This is a genomic window from Nonomuraea sp. NPDC005650 (assembly GCF_040605375.1).
Classification (GTDB): domain Bacteria; phylum Actinomycetota; class Actinomycetes; order Streptosporangiales; family Streptosporangiaceae; genus Nonomuraea.
The window spans coordinates 33,401-49,260 of sequence record NZ_JBEXCR010000039.1; the positions used below are offsets into that span (position 1 = coordinate 33,401).

Sequence of the window (15,860 nt, forward strand, 5' to 3'; positions counted from 1 at the left end):
CAGTGCCAGGCCCTGACGAGGCGGAGATGTCATGGCAGTGATCAGCAGGCGAGGATTTCTCGCCGGAAGCGTAGCCACGCTGGGGGCCTCTGCCCTGACGGCCTGCGGCAGCCCAGCGACCTTGCCCGTGTCGATGCAGGAAATCCGCGAGGGCGGCGGCGGGCCGACTCGCGGCGGAGTCCTGTATTTCGGCCTCTCCACCGACCCGGCCAACCTCGACCCGCACCTCACCAGCGGCAGCGCCTCCGACTACCTGCGCCAGCTCGCCTACAACGGGCTGGTCCAGTACAACGGAGCCGGCGAGATCGTCGGTGACCTCGCGACGGAGTTCGGCTGGGCCGACGAGCTGACCTACAAGGTCAAGCTGCACTCGGGGGTCAGCTTCCACGACGGGTCCGCGATGACGGCCGACGACGTGGTCTTCTCCTTCCGCCGCATGATGGACAAGGCGACCGCGGCGGCTTCGGGGCCGCTGCTCGACCAGGTGGCCTCGGTCGAGGCGCCCGACGCCACCACCGTGGTGTTCAGGTTCAAGCAGCCCGACGTGGCCTTCCCCTTCGCGCTTGCCGCGCCCACCACCAACATCGTCTCCAGGAAGTGGATCGAGTCAGGAGCGAACACCAAGACGCAGGTCATGGGCACCGGCCCGTTCCGGTTCGTGGAGCGCATCCCGGGAGTGAGCACCACCTTCGTCCGGTTCGAGAACTACTTCGAGTCCGGCCTGCCGTACCTGAACGGGATCGTCTTCCAGCCGATGGGCGACGACTACGCCCGCGTGACGGCGCTGCGCACGGCCACCGTGGACATGATCGACTACGTCCCCGCCACCCACGTCGGCGTCATCTCCGAGAACCCGCGGTTGCGGTTCGTCTCGGACAAGACCTTCGGGTTCGGCTTCGTCGGGTTCGTGACCAGCCGGCGCCCCTTCGACGACGTACGCGTCCGCAAGGCCATCGCGATGTCGATCAACAGGCAGTCCGTCCTGGACACGGCGCTGCTGGGGCACGGCAAGCCCATGGACGGCGCCCTGATGTCGGAGACGTTCGCCCCGTACGCGCCCCAGCTCGCCGGCTCCATGCCCTACGACCCGGAACAGGCCAGATTCCTGCTCAAACAGGCCGGTCAGGAGGGCCTGACGCTGCCGGTGGTGACGACCAGCTCGTACTCGGTCATCGCCAGGCCCGCGCAGGCGATGCTGCCCGGTCTGCGCGCCGCGGGACTGAACGTGAACCTCACCCAGCAGGAGTGGCTGACCTTCCGCTCCAGCGTGGCGACCAAGGTCTTCCCCGTCCATTCCTGGGGGACGTCGCCGAAGTTCGGCGATCCCGCCTCGCTCGGCGATTTCATCGGCAGCACCGGCACGTTCGCCAAGAACCTCGACTTCGCCGACGACAAGATCGACGAGCTGCTGACCCGGGCACGCAGGACCTCCGACCAGAGCCTGCGCAACGAGATCTACCTCGACGTCGAGAAACGGGCCCTGGAGCTGGTCCCGATGACCTACACCATCCGCCGTGAGCAGGGCGAGGCCCACTACAACCACGTCAAGGGCTACGAGCACCCCCCGAAGGGCGCCTGGACCGCAACGGCCCTGCGCCGGACCTGGATGGAGAAGACGGCGTGAGGCGTTTCCTGGCCAAGCGGTTCGCCCAGGCGATCCTGCAGTTGCTCCTCGTCGGAACCATCGTGTTCTTCCTGGTACGGCTCATCCCCGGCGACCCGGCCAGGGCGGTGCTCGGCGACTCGGCCACCGACGAGCAGATCGCCGCCACCCGGGCCGCGATGCACCTCGAAGAGCCGTTCTTCAGCCAGTTCGTCGGGTTCTGGACCCGGCTGTTCCAGGGTGACCTCGGCACCTCGTTGATCAGCGGCCGCCCGGTGATGCAGGACCTGCCGTCCCGGATCGGCAACTCGCTGGAGCTCGTCCTCGTCGCGCTGGCGATCTCGCTGGTGGTCGGCATCGTGCTGGGCCGGATCGCCGCCACGCGCGCCGACAAGCCGGCGGACCACGCGCTGGTCGCCGGGTCGATCTTCGGGATCTCCCTGCCCGTGTTCGTGATCGGCACCCTACTGCTGCTGGTGTTCGCGTTCGTCATCCCGATCCTGCCGCCGCGCCGGTTCGCCTCGCCGTTCGAGGATCCGCTCTCCCACCTGCAGATCCTCATCCTGCCGGTGGCCACGTTGACGGCGGCCTCGTGCGCGGTGGTAACGAGGATGACCCGGGCGTCGATGCTGGAAACGCTCAACGCCGACTACGTCCGCACGGCACGGGCGAAGGGCCTGGTCGAGAAGCACGTCATCAACAGGCACGCGCTGCGTACGGCGCTGCTGGCCGTCGTCTCCGCGACGACGGTCGAGCTGACGACGCTGATCGGGGCCACGGTCCTGGTCGAGACCATCTTCGGCTGGCCGGGGATGAGCTCCCTGCTCATGAACGCCGTGGGACAGCGCGACTATCCCGTCATCCAGGCCGTCGTCCTCGCCGCGGCCACCATCGTCATCCTGGTCAACCTGGTCGGAGACCTGGTCGTCAGGGCACTCGACCCCCGGGCGGAGGATCACTGATCATGGCCACCGTGCTGTCAGGCGCGCCTGCGATCGAGAGCACAGGCAGGAGGACCTTCCTCCGGCGCATGCTGTCCAATCGCAGGACCTCCATCGCGGGCGCGTTCCTCCTGCTGGTCGCGCTCGTCACGTTGTTCGCCAGGCTCATCGCGCCGTACGACTACCGCGACATCGTCGGCAAGCCGCTGACCTCGGCCTCGGTGCTCGGCATCGACGACTTCGGGCGCGACGTCCTGTCGCGGCTACTGGTCGGGCTCCAGGTGTCACTCGGGGTGGCGCTGTCGGCGGTGCTGGTGGCCGCGGTCATCGGGGTCGCGCTCGGGCTCGTGGCCGGGTACGTCGGCCGCTGGGCCTCGACGATCATCATGCGCGGCATCGACGTCCTGTTGAGCTTCCCCCCGATCGTGCTGGCCATCGCGGTGGTGGCGATCATGGGGCCGGCCCTGGTGAACGTCGTCATGGTGATCGGCGTCCTGTACATCCCGAGGTTCACCAGGATCGTCTACACCCAGGTGCTGGCCATCAGGAACCTGGAGTACGTCGAAGCCTCGAAGATCATGGGCGCGCGACCCGCGGGAATCCTCGTCAGAACGATCCTGCCGAACGTGGCGGCGCCCATCATCGTCCAGCTGAGCCTGTCGGTGAGCTTCGCCATCCAGATGGAGGCCGGGCTGAGCTTCCTCGGCCTCGGCGCGCAGCCGCCGCTGCCCTCGCTCGGGACGATGGTCGGCTCGGGCCGCGACTTCCTGGAGGTCCAGCCGACGCTGCTGCTCTACCCGTCCGCGCTCATCATCCTCGTCGTCCTCGCGCTCAACGTGTTCGGGGACGGCATCCGCGACCTGCTCGACCCGCGCCGCCGTGGCACCGACTGAAAGGAACGCATCCATGACCCTCCCTTCCACCCACAGGCTCGGCGAGCTGTCCTGGACCCAGGTCAAGGAGCTGGCGGAACGGGACCCGATCATCCTGTTGCCGATCGGCGCGGTCGAGCAGCACGGCCCGCACCTGCCGATCCACGAGGACTCCATCGTGGCGGAATGGGTGGCCGACAAGCTGGCGAAGGAGAACGGGTGCTATGTCGCCCCTGCCCTCCACTACGGGCATTCCGGGGTGTTCCGCGGTTTCAACGGCAACCTCTCGCTGAGCCCGGCGACGCTGCGCGCCGTCACGTACGAGATCATCGAGGCGCTGGTGCAGTCCGGCTTTCGGCGCGTGATCATCGTCAACAACAACGGCGGCAACGTCGGGCCCGTCATCGACGCCGGCCTCCAGGCACGTCATGACCTGGGCGTCCTCGTCGGCCACCTGTACCCGTGGCAGCTCGGCTACGCGCTCATGCGGGACGTCTACGACGACCCGGCCACGGCGTACGGCCACGGCGCCGAGCCCGAGCACTCCGCGATGCTCGCGATGTTCCCCGACCAGGTCCAGAGCGAGCTGGCCGTCGCGGGCGGCCTGGAGTCGAGCAGCGGCTGGACTCCGACGAGCTACACGGAGGCGGCGATTCCGGGGCACGACGTGCGCGGGACCGTCCTGTGGGACTTCTCCGAGGTGAGCGCGACCGGCTGCACCGGCGACGTGAGTCTCGGCAACGCGAAGACGGGCGAGATCTGGATCGAGCGGGTGATCGGTTTCTGCTCCGCCTACATCCAGGAATACGACCGGAACACCAGGGGAGACTCATGACAACTGGCACGAGTCCCGCGGAGCCGATCCTCTCGGTCGAGGGCCTCTCGGTGGACTTCCAGATCGCGGGCAAGTGGGTCCCCGCCGTCAAAGACGTCAGCTTCACGGTCGCCAAGGGCGAGGTGGTGGCGCTCGTCGGGGAGTCCGGCTCGGGCAAGTCCGTCAGCTCGATGTCGGTGCTCGGGCTGCTGGCGAAGAACGCGCGCCGCCGCGGCAGCATCCGGTACGGCGACACCGAGCTGCTCGACCTCGGCGAGGAGGCCCTGCGCGCCATCCGGGGCAAGCGGATCGCGATGATCTTCCAGGAGCCGATGACCGCCCTGAACCCGGTCTACACCATCGGCGAGCAGATCATCGAGGCGATCCGGTGCCACGAGCGCGTGCCGGCCGCCGAGGCCCGTGCGCGCACGCTGGAGCTGCTGAGGAAGGTCGGCATCCCCGAGCCGGAGTCGCGGATCGACAGCTACCCGCACCAGCTCTCCGGCGGCCAGCGGCAGCGGGCGATGATCGCGATGGCGATCGCCTGGTCGCCCGAGGTCATCATCGCCGACGAGCCGACCACGGCCCTCGACGTCACGGTGCAGGCGGAGATCCTGGAGCTGCTGCGCCGCCTGCAGAAGGACCTCGGCTCGGCGGTCGTGGTCATCACCCATGACATGGGCGTGGTCGCCGACCTGGCCGACCGGGTGGTGGTGATGAAGCAGGGCGAGGTCGTGGAGGAGGCCCCGGTCGCCCGGCTGTTCGCCGAGCCCGAGCACGAGTACACCACCAAACTGCTGTCCGCGGTGCCGCGGCGCGGCCAGGCCGAGCCGGCGCCGTCCGGCGGCGACACGCCGGAGGGCGCCACACTGCGGGTCGCCGGCCTCCAGGTCGAGTACCCGGGGCGGCTGGGCCGCAAAGGGTTCAAAGCCGTGCACGACATCAGCTTCGAGATCGGGAAGGGGAAGGTCCTCGGCCTGGTGGGCGAGTCGGGCTCGGGCAAGTCCACGATCGGCAGGGCCATCGTCGGGCTGGTACGCGCCACGGCCGGCACGATCGAGATCTGCGGACGTGACGTGACCGGGCTCGGCGCCAAGGAGCTGCGCGGGTTCCGCAGGAAGTACTCGATGGTCTTCCAGGACCCGGGCTCCTCGCTCGACCCGCGCCGGTCGATCGGCGACTCGATCGCGGCCCCGATGATCATCAACCGGTACGCGGGCCGCGCCGCCGTCCGCGAGCGGGTGCTGGAGCTGCTCGACCAGGTGGAGCTGCCGACGAGCTGGGCCGACCGGTTCCCGCACGAGCTGTCGGGCGGTCAGCGGCAGCGCGTCGGGATCGCCCGCGCGCTGGCGCTGGAGCCCGAGCTGCTCATCGCCGACGAGCCCACCTCGGCGCTGGACGTCTCCGTGCAGGCCACGGTGCTGCGGTTGTTCCGGGAGCTGCAGGACAGGCTCGGTTTCTCCTGCCTGTTCATCAGCCACGACCTGGGCGTGGTCGAGCTGCTCTCGCACGACGTCGCCGTCCTGCAGCACGGCCGGATGGTCGAGCACGGCCCGGCCCGCGAGGTGCTGAACGATCCCCGGACGGACTACACCAGGAGGCTCGTCGCGGCGGCGCCGGTGCCCGACCCCGCCGAGCAGGCCGCGCGCCGCGAGCTGTGGCGGGCGATCGCCAGGTGATCACCTCAGGTGGGAGACCACCCGCTGGTCGGGCCGCAGATGGTTGCGCAGGGTGCGCTCGGCGGTGTCGAAGTCGTGCATAGTCAGGGCCGCGAGCAGGGCACGGTGCTCAGGGTTGATGACCGCCAGCCGGTCGGGGCGCGCCGCCACGGCGCTGACCCCGATCCGCTGGTGCCGTGGCTGGAGGCTGCGGAACAGGTCGGTCAGGACCGTGTTGCCCGTCGCCCTGACGAACGAGAAGTGGAAGAAGAAGTCCATCTTGGCGTGCTCGGCGATCGCGTCGCGCTCGCCCGCTCGGCAGCGCGCCATCATGTCCGGGTCTTCCATCAGGTCCAGGTGCGCGGACAGCTCCTGCGGTATGTCGGTCTTCTTGTCGCACAGGATCCCGAAGCCGTGGATCTCGAGCACCAGCCGCATCTCGTACGTCTCGAACAGCTCGGCGGCCGTCACGCTGCGGACCTGCGCACCGCGCCTGGGCAGGAGGTCGATGTACTTCTCGGCCGCCAGGCGGTGGAACGCCTCGCGGACGGGAGTGCGCGACACGCCGGCCTCGTCGCAGACCAGTTTCTCCTCCAGGAAGGACCCCTCGGGAAACCGGCCGCCGAGGATCGCCTCGCGCGTCCATCGATAGGCACGCTCGCCCGCGGTAGTCGCCGGCGCGATGTCCGGTTCCCAGTTCATGCAACCCCCACGCTCGTGTGTATACACAGCGTATACCAAAGCTGAGAAGGAGTATCCCTTGCAGGACAAGCGAGACCGGAGATACGCCGCCTGGCTGTCCGGCCCGAGTTTCGCCGCGGCCGAGATCGTGGCCGACCTGGGCTACGGCGCGGTGGTCCTCGACATCGAACACGGCTCTTTCGACCTGGCCGACCTCGAACGTTTCATCCCGTTCCTCCGTGGTCTCGGGCTGGAGGTGCTGGCCAAGGTGCTCGGGCCCGAGCGGGGGCCGATCCAGCAGGCCCTCGACTTCGGCGCCACCGCCGTCGTCGTGCCCCACATCGAGGGCGCCGCGCACGCGGCCGCCGTGTGCGCCTTCGGGAAGTTCCCCCCGCTGGGGGACAGAAGCTTCGCGGGCGGACGAACGGCGCGGTACGGCGGGTTCGACGACGAGTGGATCGTACGCCAAGATCGCGGGACCCGCGTCTATCCGATGATCGAGGACGCGGGCGCCATCGAGCAGATCGACGACATCCTCGCGCTCGACACGGTCGACGGCGTCTTCATCGGCCCGAGCGACCTGTCCGTCCGCCGCGGCCGGGGCGCCTACTCCCGCTCGGAGGAGGACTTCGCCGACCTCAGGATCGTGGCGGACGCGGCCCGTGCCGCGGGCAAACCCTGGGTGTTGCCCGCGTGGTCGCCGCAGGAGAAGGCGTTCGCCCTGGAGAACGGCGCCGACCAGCTCGTCCTGACCATGGAGCACGGCGCCATCATGGCCGGTTTCAAGGCCGCGCTCGACCAGACCCACGAACTCACCCTTTAGGAGATACTGCATGCTCGTCACCGTCGGACAGTTCAGCGCCACCACCGACAAGTCCGCCAACCTCGACGCCGCCACCGGGCTGATCGAGCAGGCGGCGGCCCAGGGCGCGCGGCTCGTCGTCCTGCCGGAGAACGCCATGTACTCCAACCCGGACGTGACGGCCGACATCGTCCCCACGTCCGAACAGCTCGACGGGCCCTTCGCGACCGCGATCGGCGCGCTGGCCAAGAAGCACGGCATCGCCGTCGTCGCCGGCATGACCGAGGCGCCCGCGGGGGAGCACGGCAAGCCCAGCAACACCGTGTTCGCCGTGGACGCGGGCGGCGACCTGCTCGGCGTCTACCGCAAGGTGCACCTCTACGACGCCTTCGGCTACCGCGAGTCCGATCGGGTGCAGGCGCACGCGCCCGAACCGCTCGTCTTCACGCTGGACGGCCTCACGTTCGGCGTCCTGACGTGTTACGACCTGCGTTTCCCCGAGATGGCCCGGTTCCTGGTCGACGCCGGGGCCGAGGCGTTCGTCGTACCCGCCGCGTGGGTCGCCGGGCCCGCCAAGGAGGACCACTGGATCACCTTGGTCCGCGCCCGCGCGATCGAGAACACCGCGTACGTGCTGGCCAGCGGGCAGACCGGCCCCGTCTGCACGGGCCAGAGCGCGGTCGTGGACCCGATGGGCACCATCGTGGCGTCGGCGGGCGAGGCCCCGGGAGTGGCGTCGGCCGTCATCGGCGCGGAGCGGCTGCGCGCCGTCCGCGCCACGAACCCGAGCCTGACCAACCGCCGCTTCAAGGTGCTTCCCGGGTGAGCTTCGGCGATCTCGCCCTTAGGGTGCGCCGGACGACGACAGTTCGGCGTTCACCGTAGTAGTTCCGTTCAGGACTGAACGGCATGAGAGTGCTGACCGTGTCCCGCTCGCAGCGCACCGCCCGGTTGGCCGTCCTCGTCCTCCGGTCAGTGGCGTAGCAGGGTCAGGCCGGTCCCGGCGTCGGTGACGGTGAGCCGGGCCTGGCCGCCGATCGGGATGGTGGCCAGGGGGTTGGTGTGGCCGACGTCGATGTTGGCCAGGACGGGGACGCCGTTCAGCACCGGCTGGGTGGCGACGATCTGTTCCAGCAGCGGGCGGGACATGCGGCTGGCGTGCTGGAACCGTCCGATCGCCAGCCCTCGGATCTTCGGGGCGTCGGGAAGCTGCAGCAGCGAGGTCAGGTCGCGGGCGAAGGTCGCCGGGTGCGACTCCAGGTCGTCCTCGACGATCAGGATCGCGCCGTCGAGGGACGGCATGTGCGGGGTGCCCTGCAGCAGGTTAAGCGTGCACAGGTTGCCGCCGACGATGCGCCCCTCGGCGGTGCCGGGCCGGAGCGGCCACCATCCGTCGTTGGGGAGCGGCTCGCGCTTGTCCTGGTCGAGGAACCAGAGATCGTCGCTCCACCGCGCCGCCGGGGCCAGGGCGACCGGAGCGGTGTCGAACATGACCGAGGTGAACCAGCGCAGGGTCTCCTCGAAGTGATCCCGCATCCCGAACGTCGACCAGTGCGGGCCGGAGTAGGTGACCAGCCCGGTCCGGGCGAGGATGGCGTTCTGCAGGGCGGTGATGTCGGAGTATCCGCAGAGGATCTTCGGGTTGGCGCGGATCAGCTCCCAGTCGAGGAACGGCAGGAGCTCGTTGCAGTTGTAGCCGCCGATGACCGTCAGGATCGCCGCCACCGACGGGTCCGCGAAGGCGTCGTGCAGATCGGCGACCCGCGAGGCGACGCTGGAGGAGTGGAACGCGTCCCGCTCGTCGACGTGGCGGCCGTACGAGAGCGTCAGGCCGAGCTCGGCGAACCGGGACCCGATGATGCCGGTGTGGTCGTGCTCCATCACCATCGCGCGGGACCTGGCCGGCGCGACCACTCGTACGACGTCGCCTCTGTTCAGTTTGGGAGGGAAGACCGCGTTCATCACGATCGAAGCGTATCGGCGTCGGGAGCAATGGAGCAGGCCATCGCCGGAGCGGCAGAACCCCGGTCTTCCACCCTTGGCTGCTCCATTGTCCCCCGACGCCGATATCGTCCACCATGTCACCTGGCGTCGAGCTGACGTGACGTCACTGACCCGACGAGGTGTCCTCGGACTCAGACCACTCAGGGGTCTTGTTGTCGTGCTGGAAGTTGTCGTGGTGGCGGCGGCGCTCCTCACGCTCCCTGGGGAACCTGTTCAGGTTGCGGTTGTGGTTGTCCACGATGACCCTGGCGTTCTGACGCTGCCAGATGGGCCGCGGGATGAAGACCGGCCGCTCGTGGTTGACGACCCTCGGCGCGGCCTGGCGCACGACGCGCGTCACCCTGCGCGGTGTGGGCGCGGGCGGGCCGCCGGCATCGACGGCGTGGAAGCCCGCGCTCGCCGTGGCCGTCCCCTGGCCCATAGGAAGGATCATGGCACCGGCGATCGCGCCGGTAATCGCTACTGCCGCGAGCAGGCCACGGTGTGGCGCTCGCGTTCGCCGACTGTTGGTATTCACGTGCTCTCGTTTCCGTTCATGGATAGATCGGTGCGGAACCTGGCATCCGCCACTTCGCGGACACTCAGATGGAACCGGACATACCCATGCAGATATCCTCAGTTACCTCCTTAATCCCAAATAGCGCGTCAAAGCCCAAGCGTGTTATGCAATCCCGTTTTTGGTGTTTGAGCGCATCCGTCACACGAGCCCCGGGCTCACCGGGGTTTCCGGAGAGCCGGATGAAAGTTTCGGGATCACCGGCCTTCCTCAAGCCGCCGAGCCCCAGTTCAGCGCGGGTCCGCGGGCGCGGCGGAACCTGGGCTCGTTGACGGAGGCTCCCGGCCGGGATTGGCTCGACGCAGCGAATCCGTGAACGTAGCCACGTCAGGGGCCGACCGGAATGTTAGCGCTAACGTCGCAACCCCCTGACTGTCTGGCACGACCGTTCGCGTCCTCATCGCCGCGGAGAACGCCACATCTCGGAGAATGGGAAGACACCCGTGCGACATGTCAGCTCTTTTCGCCGACGGTTGAGACTGTCGGCCGCGGCCGTCGCCGCGCTGTTGACGGCCGGTGTCGGTTTGGCCGGGACGCACGCCGCGTCCGCGGTCGCGACCGGATGCCAGGTCACCTACACGGTGACCAACCAGTGGCCCGGCGGCTTCGGCGCTAATGTTAGCGTTAACAACCTGGGTGACCCGATCAACGGCTGGAAGCTGACCTGGTCATTCGCCTCCGGGCAGACCATCACCCAGCTGTGGAACGGCTCCTACACCCAGTCCGGCTCCCAGGTGACGGTCTCCAACGTCAGCTACAACGCCGCCATCCCCAGCGGCGGCAGCGTCGGCTTCGGGTTCAACGGGGCGTACAACGGCTCCAACCCGGTGCCGTCGAGCTTCGCTCTGAACGGAGTCACCTGCACCGGCGGGGTCTCCACCCCCACTCCCACCATCTCGCAGCCGCCGCCGTCGTCGACCCAGCCGTGCGACATCTACGCCACGGGCGGCACGCCGTGCGTGGCCGCGCACAGCACGACCCGTGCCCTGTACGCCGCCTACAACGGCTCGCTCTACCAGGTACGCCGATCCTCGGACAACACCACCCGGGACATCGGCGTCCTGAGCGCGGGCGGATATGCCAACGCCGCCACGCAGGACTCGTTCTGCGCCGGCACGACCTGCCTCATCACGATCATCTACGACCAGTCCGGCCGGGGTAACCACCTCACCCAAGCGCCTCCCGGCGGTTTCCCCGGGCCCGCTCCCGGCGGATACGACAACCTCGCGAACGCGACCGCGGCACCGATCACGATCAACGGCCACAAGGCGTACGGCGTCTACGTGGCCCCCGGCACCGGCTACCGCGACAACAGCACCAACGGCGTCGCGCGCGGGGACCAGCCGGAGGGGATGTACGCGATCTTCGACGGCACGCACTACAACGGCGGCTGCTGCTTCGACTACGGCAACGCCGAGACCAACAGCCGCGACAACGGCAACGGCACCATGGAGGCCATCTACTTCGGCAACATCAAGGTCTGGGGCTACGGCACCGGCAACGGCCCGTGGGTCATGGCCGACCTCGAGAACGGCCTGTTCTCCGGAGTGAACCCCGGCTACAACGCCAACGACCCGACCGTGAACTACCGGTACCTGACCGCCATCGTCAAGGGCGAGCCGAACCACTGGTCGATCCGGGCCGGCAACGCGCAGTCGGGCGGCCTGTCGACGTTCTACAACGGGCCGCGCCCCAACGTCGCGGGCTACAACCCGATGAAGAAGGAAGGGGCCATCATCCTCGGGACCGGCGGCGACAACAGCAACAGCTCCGCCGGCACCTTCTACGAGGGCGTGATGACCTCCGGCTACCCGTCGGACGCCACCGAGAACTCGGTGCAGGCCAACATCGTCGCCGCCGGCTACAAGTGAACCGACCGCCGCCCCCGGCACGTACCCGGGGGCGGCGAAGCAGGAGCTTTCGGGTAAACCAGCGGGACAAAGCCGGGTCTTTCGGCCCAACTGCCGTATGGCTACTATCAGGCACCTAATCGCCTAGTCGGGTGATTGTCCGATCGGTGAGGAGAGTGTCCTGCACGTGGCTGGATGGGGCAGGCTCGGGCGACGGCGGACGAAAACCCTGGGCGACGGAAGCGCGTCAGCCGGGCCGCGACGGCTGGCCGGTGTTCGCCGGCTGCCGTTGCGTACCGTGCTGCTCATCATCGTGTTCGTACCGAGTCTGACCTTCACGCCGCTGCTGGCCTCGGGCATGTTCCAGCTGTCCTCCCAGTGGCGGGCCGAGAAGGCCCAGATGGATCTCGCCACCAAGACCGTCGGCGCACCCGCGGCCGACCTGTTCTTCAGCCTCGACAGGGAACGGCGGCTCACCGCGGAGACGCAGGCCGACCCCGGCGGCAGCGCCCCCGGCAAGCTCGCCAAGCAGCGCGCGGTGACCGACCAGGCCGTGAACGCCTTCGGTCCGCTGACGGCCCTGGACACCGGCAAGGGGCCGGAGGGGCTCACCGAGGCCATCGCCCGTACCGCCCGCAGCCTCAGCCTCCTCGACGAGCAGCGCCGGGCGGTGGACGCCGGCTGGGCCAGCGCGCAGAAGGCGTTCGACTACTACAGCGGAGTCCTGGAGTCGGACCTGCGCGTGCTGACCGCCCTCAGCCACACCGACGAGGGCCTGGTCAACAGCAAGTCGCAGACCCTGGTCGACCTCTTCTGGGTCGTCGACATGATCGGCCGCGAGGACGCCGTCCTGGCCCGCGGCTGGAAGAGCGGGCGCCTGACGAGGGCCGAGTACGACCTCGTCACGAACGCCGTCGGCACCAGGAAGCACCTCCTGCAGTCCCAGGTGATCCCCAACCTCACCGGTGACGAGACCCGCTACGAATCGCTGATGACCGGCAAGGCGTGGGCGGCCATGAACGCGCTGGAAGAGCGGCTGGCCCCCTCGGGGAACAACCAGGTGACAGTGCACGGGGACAGCGCCGAGTGGCGCTCCTCGGTGGACGCGGTCTCCGCGCAGGTGGTCGAGCTCCTGCGCCTCCGGCTCGACAACGTCAGCAAGATCGGCTACGACCACGCCGACATGCTCTTCGTGATCTTCATCAGCATCACCAGCGTGGGCCTGCTCGCCCTGGGCCTGGTGATCTTCACGAGCTGGCGGCTCACCTCCATCCTTCGCCGCCGCATCCTCCACCTGCGCCATGACGCGCAGGAGCTCCAGGAGCGGCTGCCCAAGGTGGTCGCCCGGCTGGAACGCGGCGAGGACGTGGACGTGGACGCGGAAGTCCACATGCTCGAACCCACCCCCGACGAGCTCGGCGAGCTGGGCCAGGCCCTGAACCTGGCCAGCCGCAGCGCCGTCTTCACCGCCGTACGGCAGGCCGAGCAGCACCGCGGCTTCCAGCGCATGCTCCAGCGCATCGCCCGCCGTACCCAGATCCTCATCGGCCTCCAGCTGAAGAAGCTCGACGAGCTGGAACGCCGGCACGAGGACCCCGAGGTGCTGGAGGGCCTGTTCGACCTCGACCACCTCACCGCCCGGCTGCGCCGCTACGAGGAGAACCTGGTGATCCTCGGCGGCGGGCAGCCGCAACGCCGCTGGCGCAAGCCGGTGCACCTGCTCAACGTGCTGCGCGCCGCCCAGGGCGAGGTCCAGGACTACCGGCGGATCTCGATCGACGTCGAGGGCGGGTCCTGGGTGACCGAGCGCGCGGTGGGACCGCTGGTCCACGTCCTGGCGGAGCTCATGGAGAACGCCACCACCTTCTCCAAGCCGCAGACCCCCGTCGAGGTGCGGGCCGCGCCGGTCAGCCGGGGCGTCGCCGTGGAGATCGAGGACCGCGGCCTGGGCATGGAACCCGAGGAGTACGCCGCCGCCAACGCCCTGATGAAGTCGCCGCCGCAGCTCGACGTGATGACCCACGCCGACGACGTGCGGCTCGGTCTGTACGTGGTCGCCCGCCTCGCCGCGAGCCTGGGCCTGCAGGTGGAGCTGCGATCGTCGGCCTTCGGCGGCACCCGGGTCATCGTGCTGATCCCGGAGGCGCTGGTCGTCGACCGCCCCCGTACGGTGCCCGAGGAGGCGCCCCCGGCCCCGGCTCCGGAAGCGACCGCCCCGCAGCCTCGCCCGAGGAAGGAGCCGGTGACTCCCCCCGAGGACGGGCAGTTGCCGACCCGCTCCAAGGGACGCGCGATGGCCTACGTGACGGCGCCCTCCGGGATCCCGGACCGGGACGACGCGCCCTCGTCGTCGGACCGTCCGCCGCTGCCCCAGCGGGTACGCCAGGCCAGCCTGGTCACCGAGCTCAAGGTTGCGGCGGACAGGGATGAGCAGGCCGAACAGGAGACGTGGGCCCTACGCGATCAGCCCGGCCGATCCAGTGCGACAATCGGCGCGTTCCAGAGGCAGTCTCGGAGGCGCCGTACCGGTGACGACGCCTTCCAGCCTGGGACGGACGGATCCCCCGAGCCTGGCTCCCCTACGACGGAAGATCGATGATGACGCAGCGAACCACCGCCACCAACCGCGACCTGGACTGGCTCCTGGACGGCCTGGTCGATCAGGTCGCGGGCACCCGGCACGCCATCGTGCTGTCCGACGACGGGCTGGTGATCAGCCGGTCCCGGACCATCGAGCGCTCCGACGCCGAGCGCCTGGCCGCGATCGCCACCGGCCAGCAGAGCCTGGCGCGCGGTGTCGGGCAGCTCTTCAGCGGCGGGCCGGTCCAGCAGGTCATCATCGAGATGGCCGAGCTGTGGCTGTTCATCACGGCCGCGGGCCGCGGCACCCACCTGGCCGTGGTCGCCTCCCAGGAGGTCGACGCCGAGCTGATGAGCGTCGCGATGCACACCCTGGTCCAGCAGGTCGGCCAGAAGCTGGGGACCGGCGCACGCACCCCGCAGGCCGACGACGCGGGGAGACGCGGATGAAACACTGGACCGAGGGGTTCGACGACGATGACGACGAACCCCTTGTCCGCCCCTATACGATCACCGGCGGACGGACCGCCCCCGAGCGGGACGACCTCACGCTGATCACGCTGGTGACCTCGATTTCCCACGTCTCCCTGCAACTCGGACGCGGCCAGCGGCGACTGCAGCCGGAGCACCGCACCATCTTCGATCTGTGCGAGCGGCCCATGGCGGTGGCCGAGGTCGCCTCGGCGCTGAACCTCCCGGTTTCCGTGACCAAGATCCTCATTGGCGATCTGATCGAGAACGGTCAGATGCGGGCCCGGCCACCGCTGGCCTTCGCCCAGGCGGGCGGTCTTCCCGATGTGACAATTCTTGAGGCGGTGAGGGATGGCTTACGCAAGCTCTGACCACGGGGACGCCGCTCCCCTGGCAGTGAAGATCCTTATCGCCGGTGGTTTCGGCGTCGGGAAGACGACCCTGGTCGGCGCGGTGAGCGAGGTCGCCCCACTGCGCACGGAGGAATACCTGACCCATGCCAGCGTCGGCGTCGACGACCTGGAGGGCGTGAGCGGCAAGTCCACCACCACCGTCGCGCTGGACTTCGGCCGCATCACCATCAACCGCGAGCTGGTGCTCTACCTGTTCGGCACCCCCGGGCAGGAACGTTTCTGGTTCATGTGGAACGACCTCGTCAACGGGGCGATGGGCGCGGTCGTCCTGGTCGACACCCGCCGGCTGGACGTCAGCTTCGCCTCGATCGACTTCTTCGAGAGCCGCGGCATCCCCTTCGTCGTCGGCGTCAACTGCTTCCACGGGGTCAAGGACCGGACGCAGGAGGAGATCCGCAAGGCGCTCGACCTCGATCCTCAGGTGCCGCTGGTGCTCTGTGACGCCCGCGATCGGAGCGCGGCCCGCGACGTGCTGCTCGCGCTCATCGACCACCTGATGGCCACCCGGGCCCGCACCGCGCCGCACCCCGTGGCCTGACCTTTCACGCCGTCGCCGGCTCCGGAAAGACGTCTGGCCACCCCCTTCGTCCGGGGAGTGGCCGTTCACGTCGTGCT

The 15,860-nt window shown here is 69.1% G+C and carries 15 protein-coding genes; 12 read left to right on the forward strand and 3 right to left on the reverse strand.

Features of this window, described 5'->3' with window-relative positions:
* Positions 1-133: 133 nt before the first annotated feature.
* The 5 genes from ABZS69_RS48495 to ABZS69_RS48515 are packed head-to-tail and all read left to right on the forward strand — an operon-like array spanning position 134 to position 5,909.
* A complete protein-coding gene (locus tag ABZS69_RS48495; RefSeq protein WP_355386268.1) occupies positions 134-1,624 on the forward strand; it encodes an ABC transporter substrate-binding protein in 1,491 nt (496 codons plus the stop codon).
* Positions 1,621-2,565, forward strand: a complete 945-nt coding sequence (locus ABZS69_RS48500; RefSeq protein ID WP_355386002.1) for an ABC transporter permease — start codon at positions 1,621-1,623, stop codon at positions 2,563-2,565. Before ABZS69_RS48495 ends, ABZS69_RS48500 begins: the two co-directional genes overlap by 4 nt.
* Before the next feature lie 2 nt (positions 2,566-2,567).
* The gene (locus ABZS69_RS48505) at positions 2,568-3,437 is read left to right on the forward strand and encodes an ABC transporter permease (RefSeq protein ID WP_355386005.1); all 870 of its coding nucleotides are present in this window, start codon (positions 2,568-2,570) and stop codon (positions 3,435-3,437) included.
* A 13-nt stretch (positions 3,438-3,450) separates the two neighbouring features.
* Positions 3,451-4,251, forward strand: coding sequence for a creatininase family protein (locus ABZS69_RS48510; RefSeq protein WP_355386008.1), 801 nt, complete (start codon positions 3,451-3,453; stop codon positions 4,249-4,251).
* Positions 4,248-5,909 (forward strand): ABC transporter ATP-binding protein, encoded by a 1,662-nt coding sequence (locus tag ABZS69_RS48515; RefSeq protein ID WP_355386011.1) that lies wholly within the window; start codon positions 4,248-4,250, stop codon positions 5,907-5,909. The genes ABZS69_RS48510 and ABZS69_RS48515 overlap by 4 nt, the downstream gene beginning before the upstream one ends.
* On the opposite strand, the gene ABZS69_RS48520 is transcribed toward ABZS69_RS48515, so the two are convergent.
* Complete coding sequence (locus ABZS69_RS48520; RefSeq protein ID WP_355386014.1) at positions 5,910-6,590, reverse strand: GntR family transcriptional regulator; 681 nt, start codon at positions 6,588-6,590, stop codon at positions 5,910-5,912.
* A gap of 58 nt (positions 6,591-6,648) precedes the next feature.
* On the opposite strand from ABZS69_RS48520, the gene ABZS69_RS48525 reads away from it, so the two are divergent.
* Positions 6,649-7,392: an aldolase/citrate lyase family protein gene (locus ABZS69_RS48525; protein WP_355386017.1), complete on the forward strand. Its 744-nt coding sequence runs from the start codon at positions 6,649-6,651 to the stop codon at positions 7,390-7,392.
* A 10-nt stretch (positions 7,393-7,402) separates the two neighbouring features.
* Positions 7,403-8,197 carry a carbon-nitrogen hydrolase family protein gene (locus ABZS69_RS48530; RefSeq protein ID WP_355386020.1) on the forward strand — a complete coding sequence of 265 codons (795 nt, stop codon included), beginning with the start codon at positions 7,403-7,405 and terminating at the stop codon, positions 8,195-8,197.
* Positions 8,198-8,343: 146 nt separating this feature from the next.
* Here ABZS69_RS48530 and ABZS69_RS48535 read toward each other — a convergent pair whose 3' ends face one another.
* The gene (locus ABZS69_RS48535; RefSeq protein ID WP_355386271.1) at positions 8,344-9,333 is read right to left on the reverse strand and encodes a S66 peptidase family protein; all 990 of its coding nucleotides are present in this window, start codon (positions 9,331-9,333) and stop codon (positions 8,344-8,346) included.
* Positions 9,334-9,478: 145 nt separating this feature from the next.
* Positions 9,479-9,796: a hypothetical protein gene (locus tag ABZS69_RS48540; RefSeq protein WP_355386023.1), complete on the reverse strand. Its 318-nt coding sequence runs from the start codon at positions 9,794-9,796 to the stop codon at positions 9,479-9,481.
* 608 nt (positions 9,797-10,404) lie between these two features.
* Between ABZS69_RS48540 and ABZS69_RS48545 the strand changes: the two genes are divergently transcribed.
* The 5 genes from ABZS69_RS48545 to ABZS69_RS48565 all read left to right on the forward strand — a co-directional run bounded on the left by ABZS69_RS48545 (position 10,405) and on the right by ABZS69_RS48565 (position 15,783).
* Positions 10,405-11,802 carry an arabinofuranosidase catalytic domain-containing protein gene (locus tag ABZS69_RS48545; protein WP_355386026.1) on the forward strand — a complete coding sequence of 466 codons (1,398 nt, stop codon included), beginning with the start codon at positions 10,405-10,407 and terminating at the stop codon, positions 11,800-11,802.
* 277 nt (positions 11,803-12,079) lie between these two features.
* Positions 12,080-14,380, forward strand: coding sequence for a nitrate- and nitrite sensing domain-containing protein (locus ABZS69_RS48550; RefSeq protein WP_355386029.1), 2,301 nt, complete (start codon positions 12,080-12,082; stop codon positions 14,378-14,380).
* Entirely contained in the window at positions 14,380-14,811 is a 432-nt protein-coding gene (locus tag ABZS69_RS48555; protein WP_355386274.1) for a roadblock/LC7 domain-containing protein, read from the forward strand. The genes ABZS69_RS48550 and ABZS69_RS48555 overlap by 1 nt, the downstream gene beginning before the upstream one ends.
* Entirely contained in the window at positions 14,808-15,203 is a 396-nt protein-coding gene (locus ABZS69_RS48560) for a DUF742 domain-containing protein (RefSeq protein ID WP_355386032.1), read from the forward strand. The genes ABZS69_RS48555 and ABZS69_RS48560 overlap by 4 nt, the downstream gene beginning before the upstream one ends.
* Positions 15,184-15,783: an ATP/GTP-binding protein gene (locus ABZS69_RS48565; protein WP_355386035.1), complete on the forward strand. Its 600-nt coding sequence runs from the start codon at positions 15,184-15,186 to the stop codon at positions 15,781-15,783. The genes ABZS69_RS48560 and ABZS69_RS48565 overlap by 20 nt, the downstream gene beginning before the upstream one ends.
* Positions 15,784-15,860: the final 77 nt, after the last annotated feature.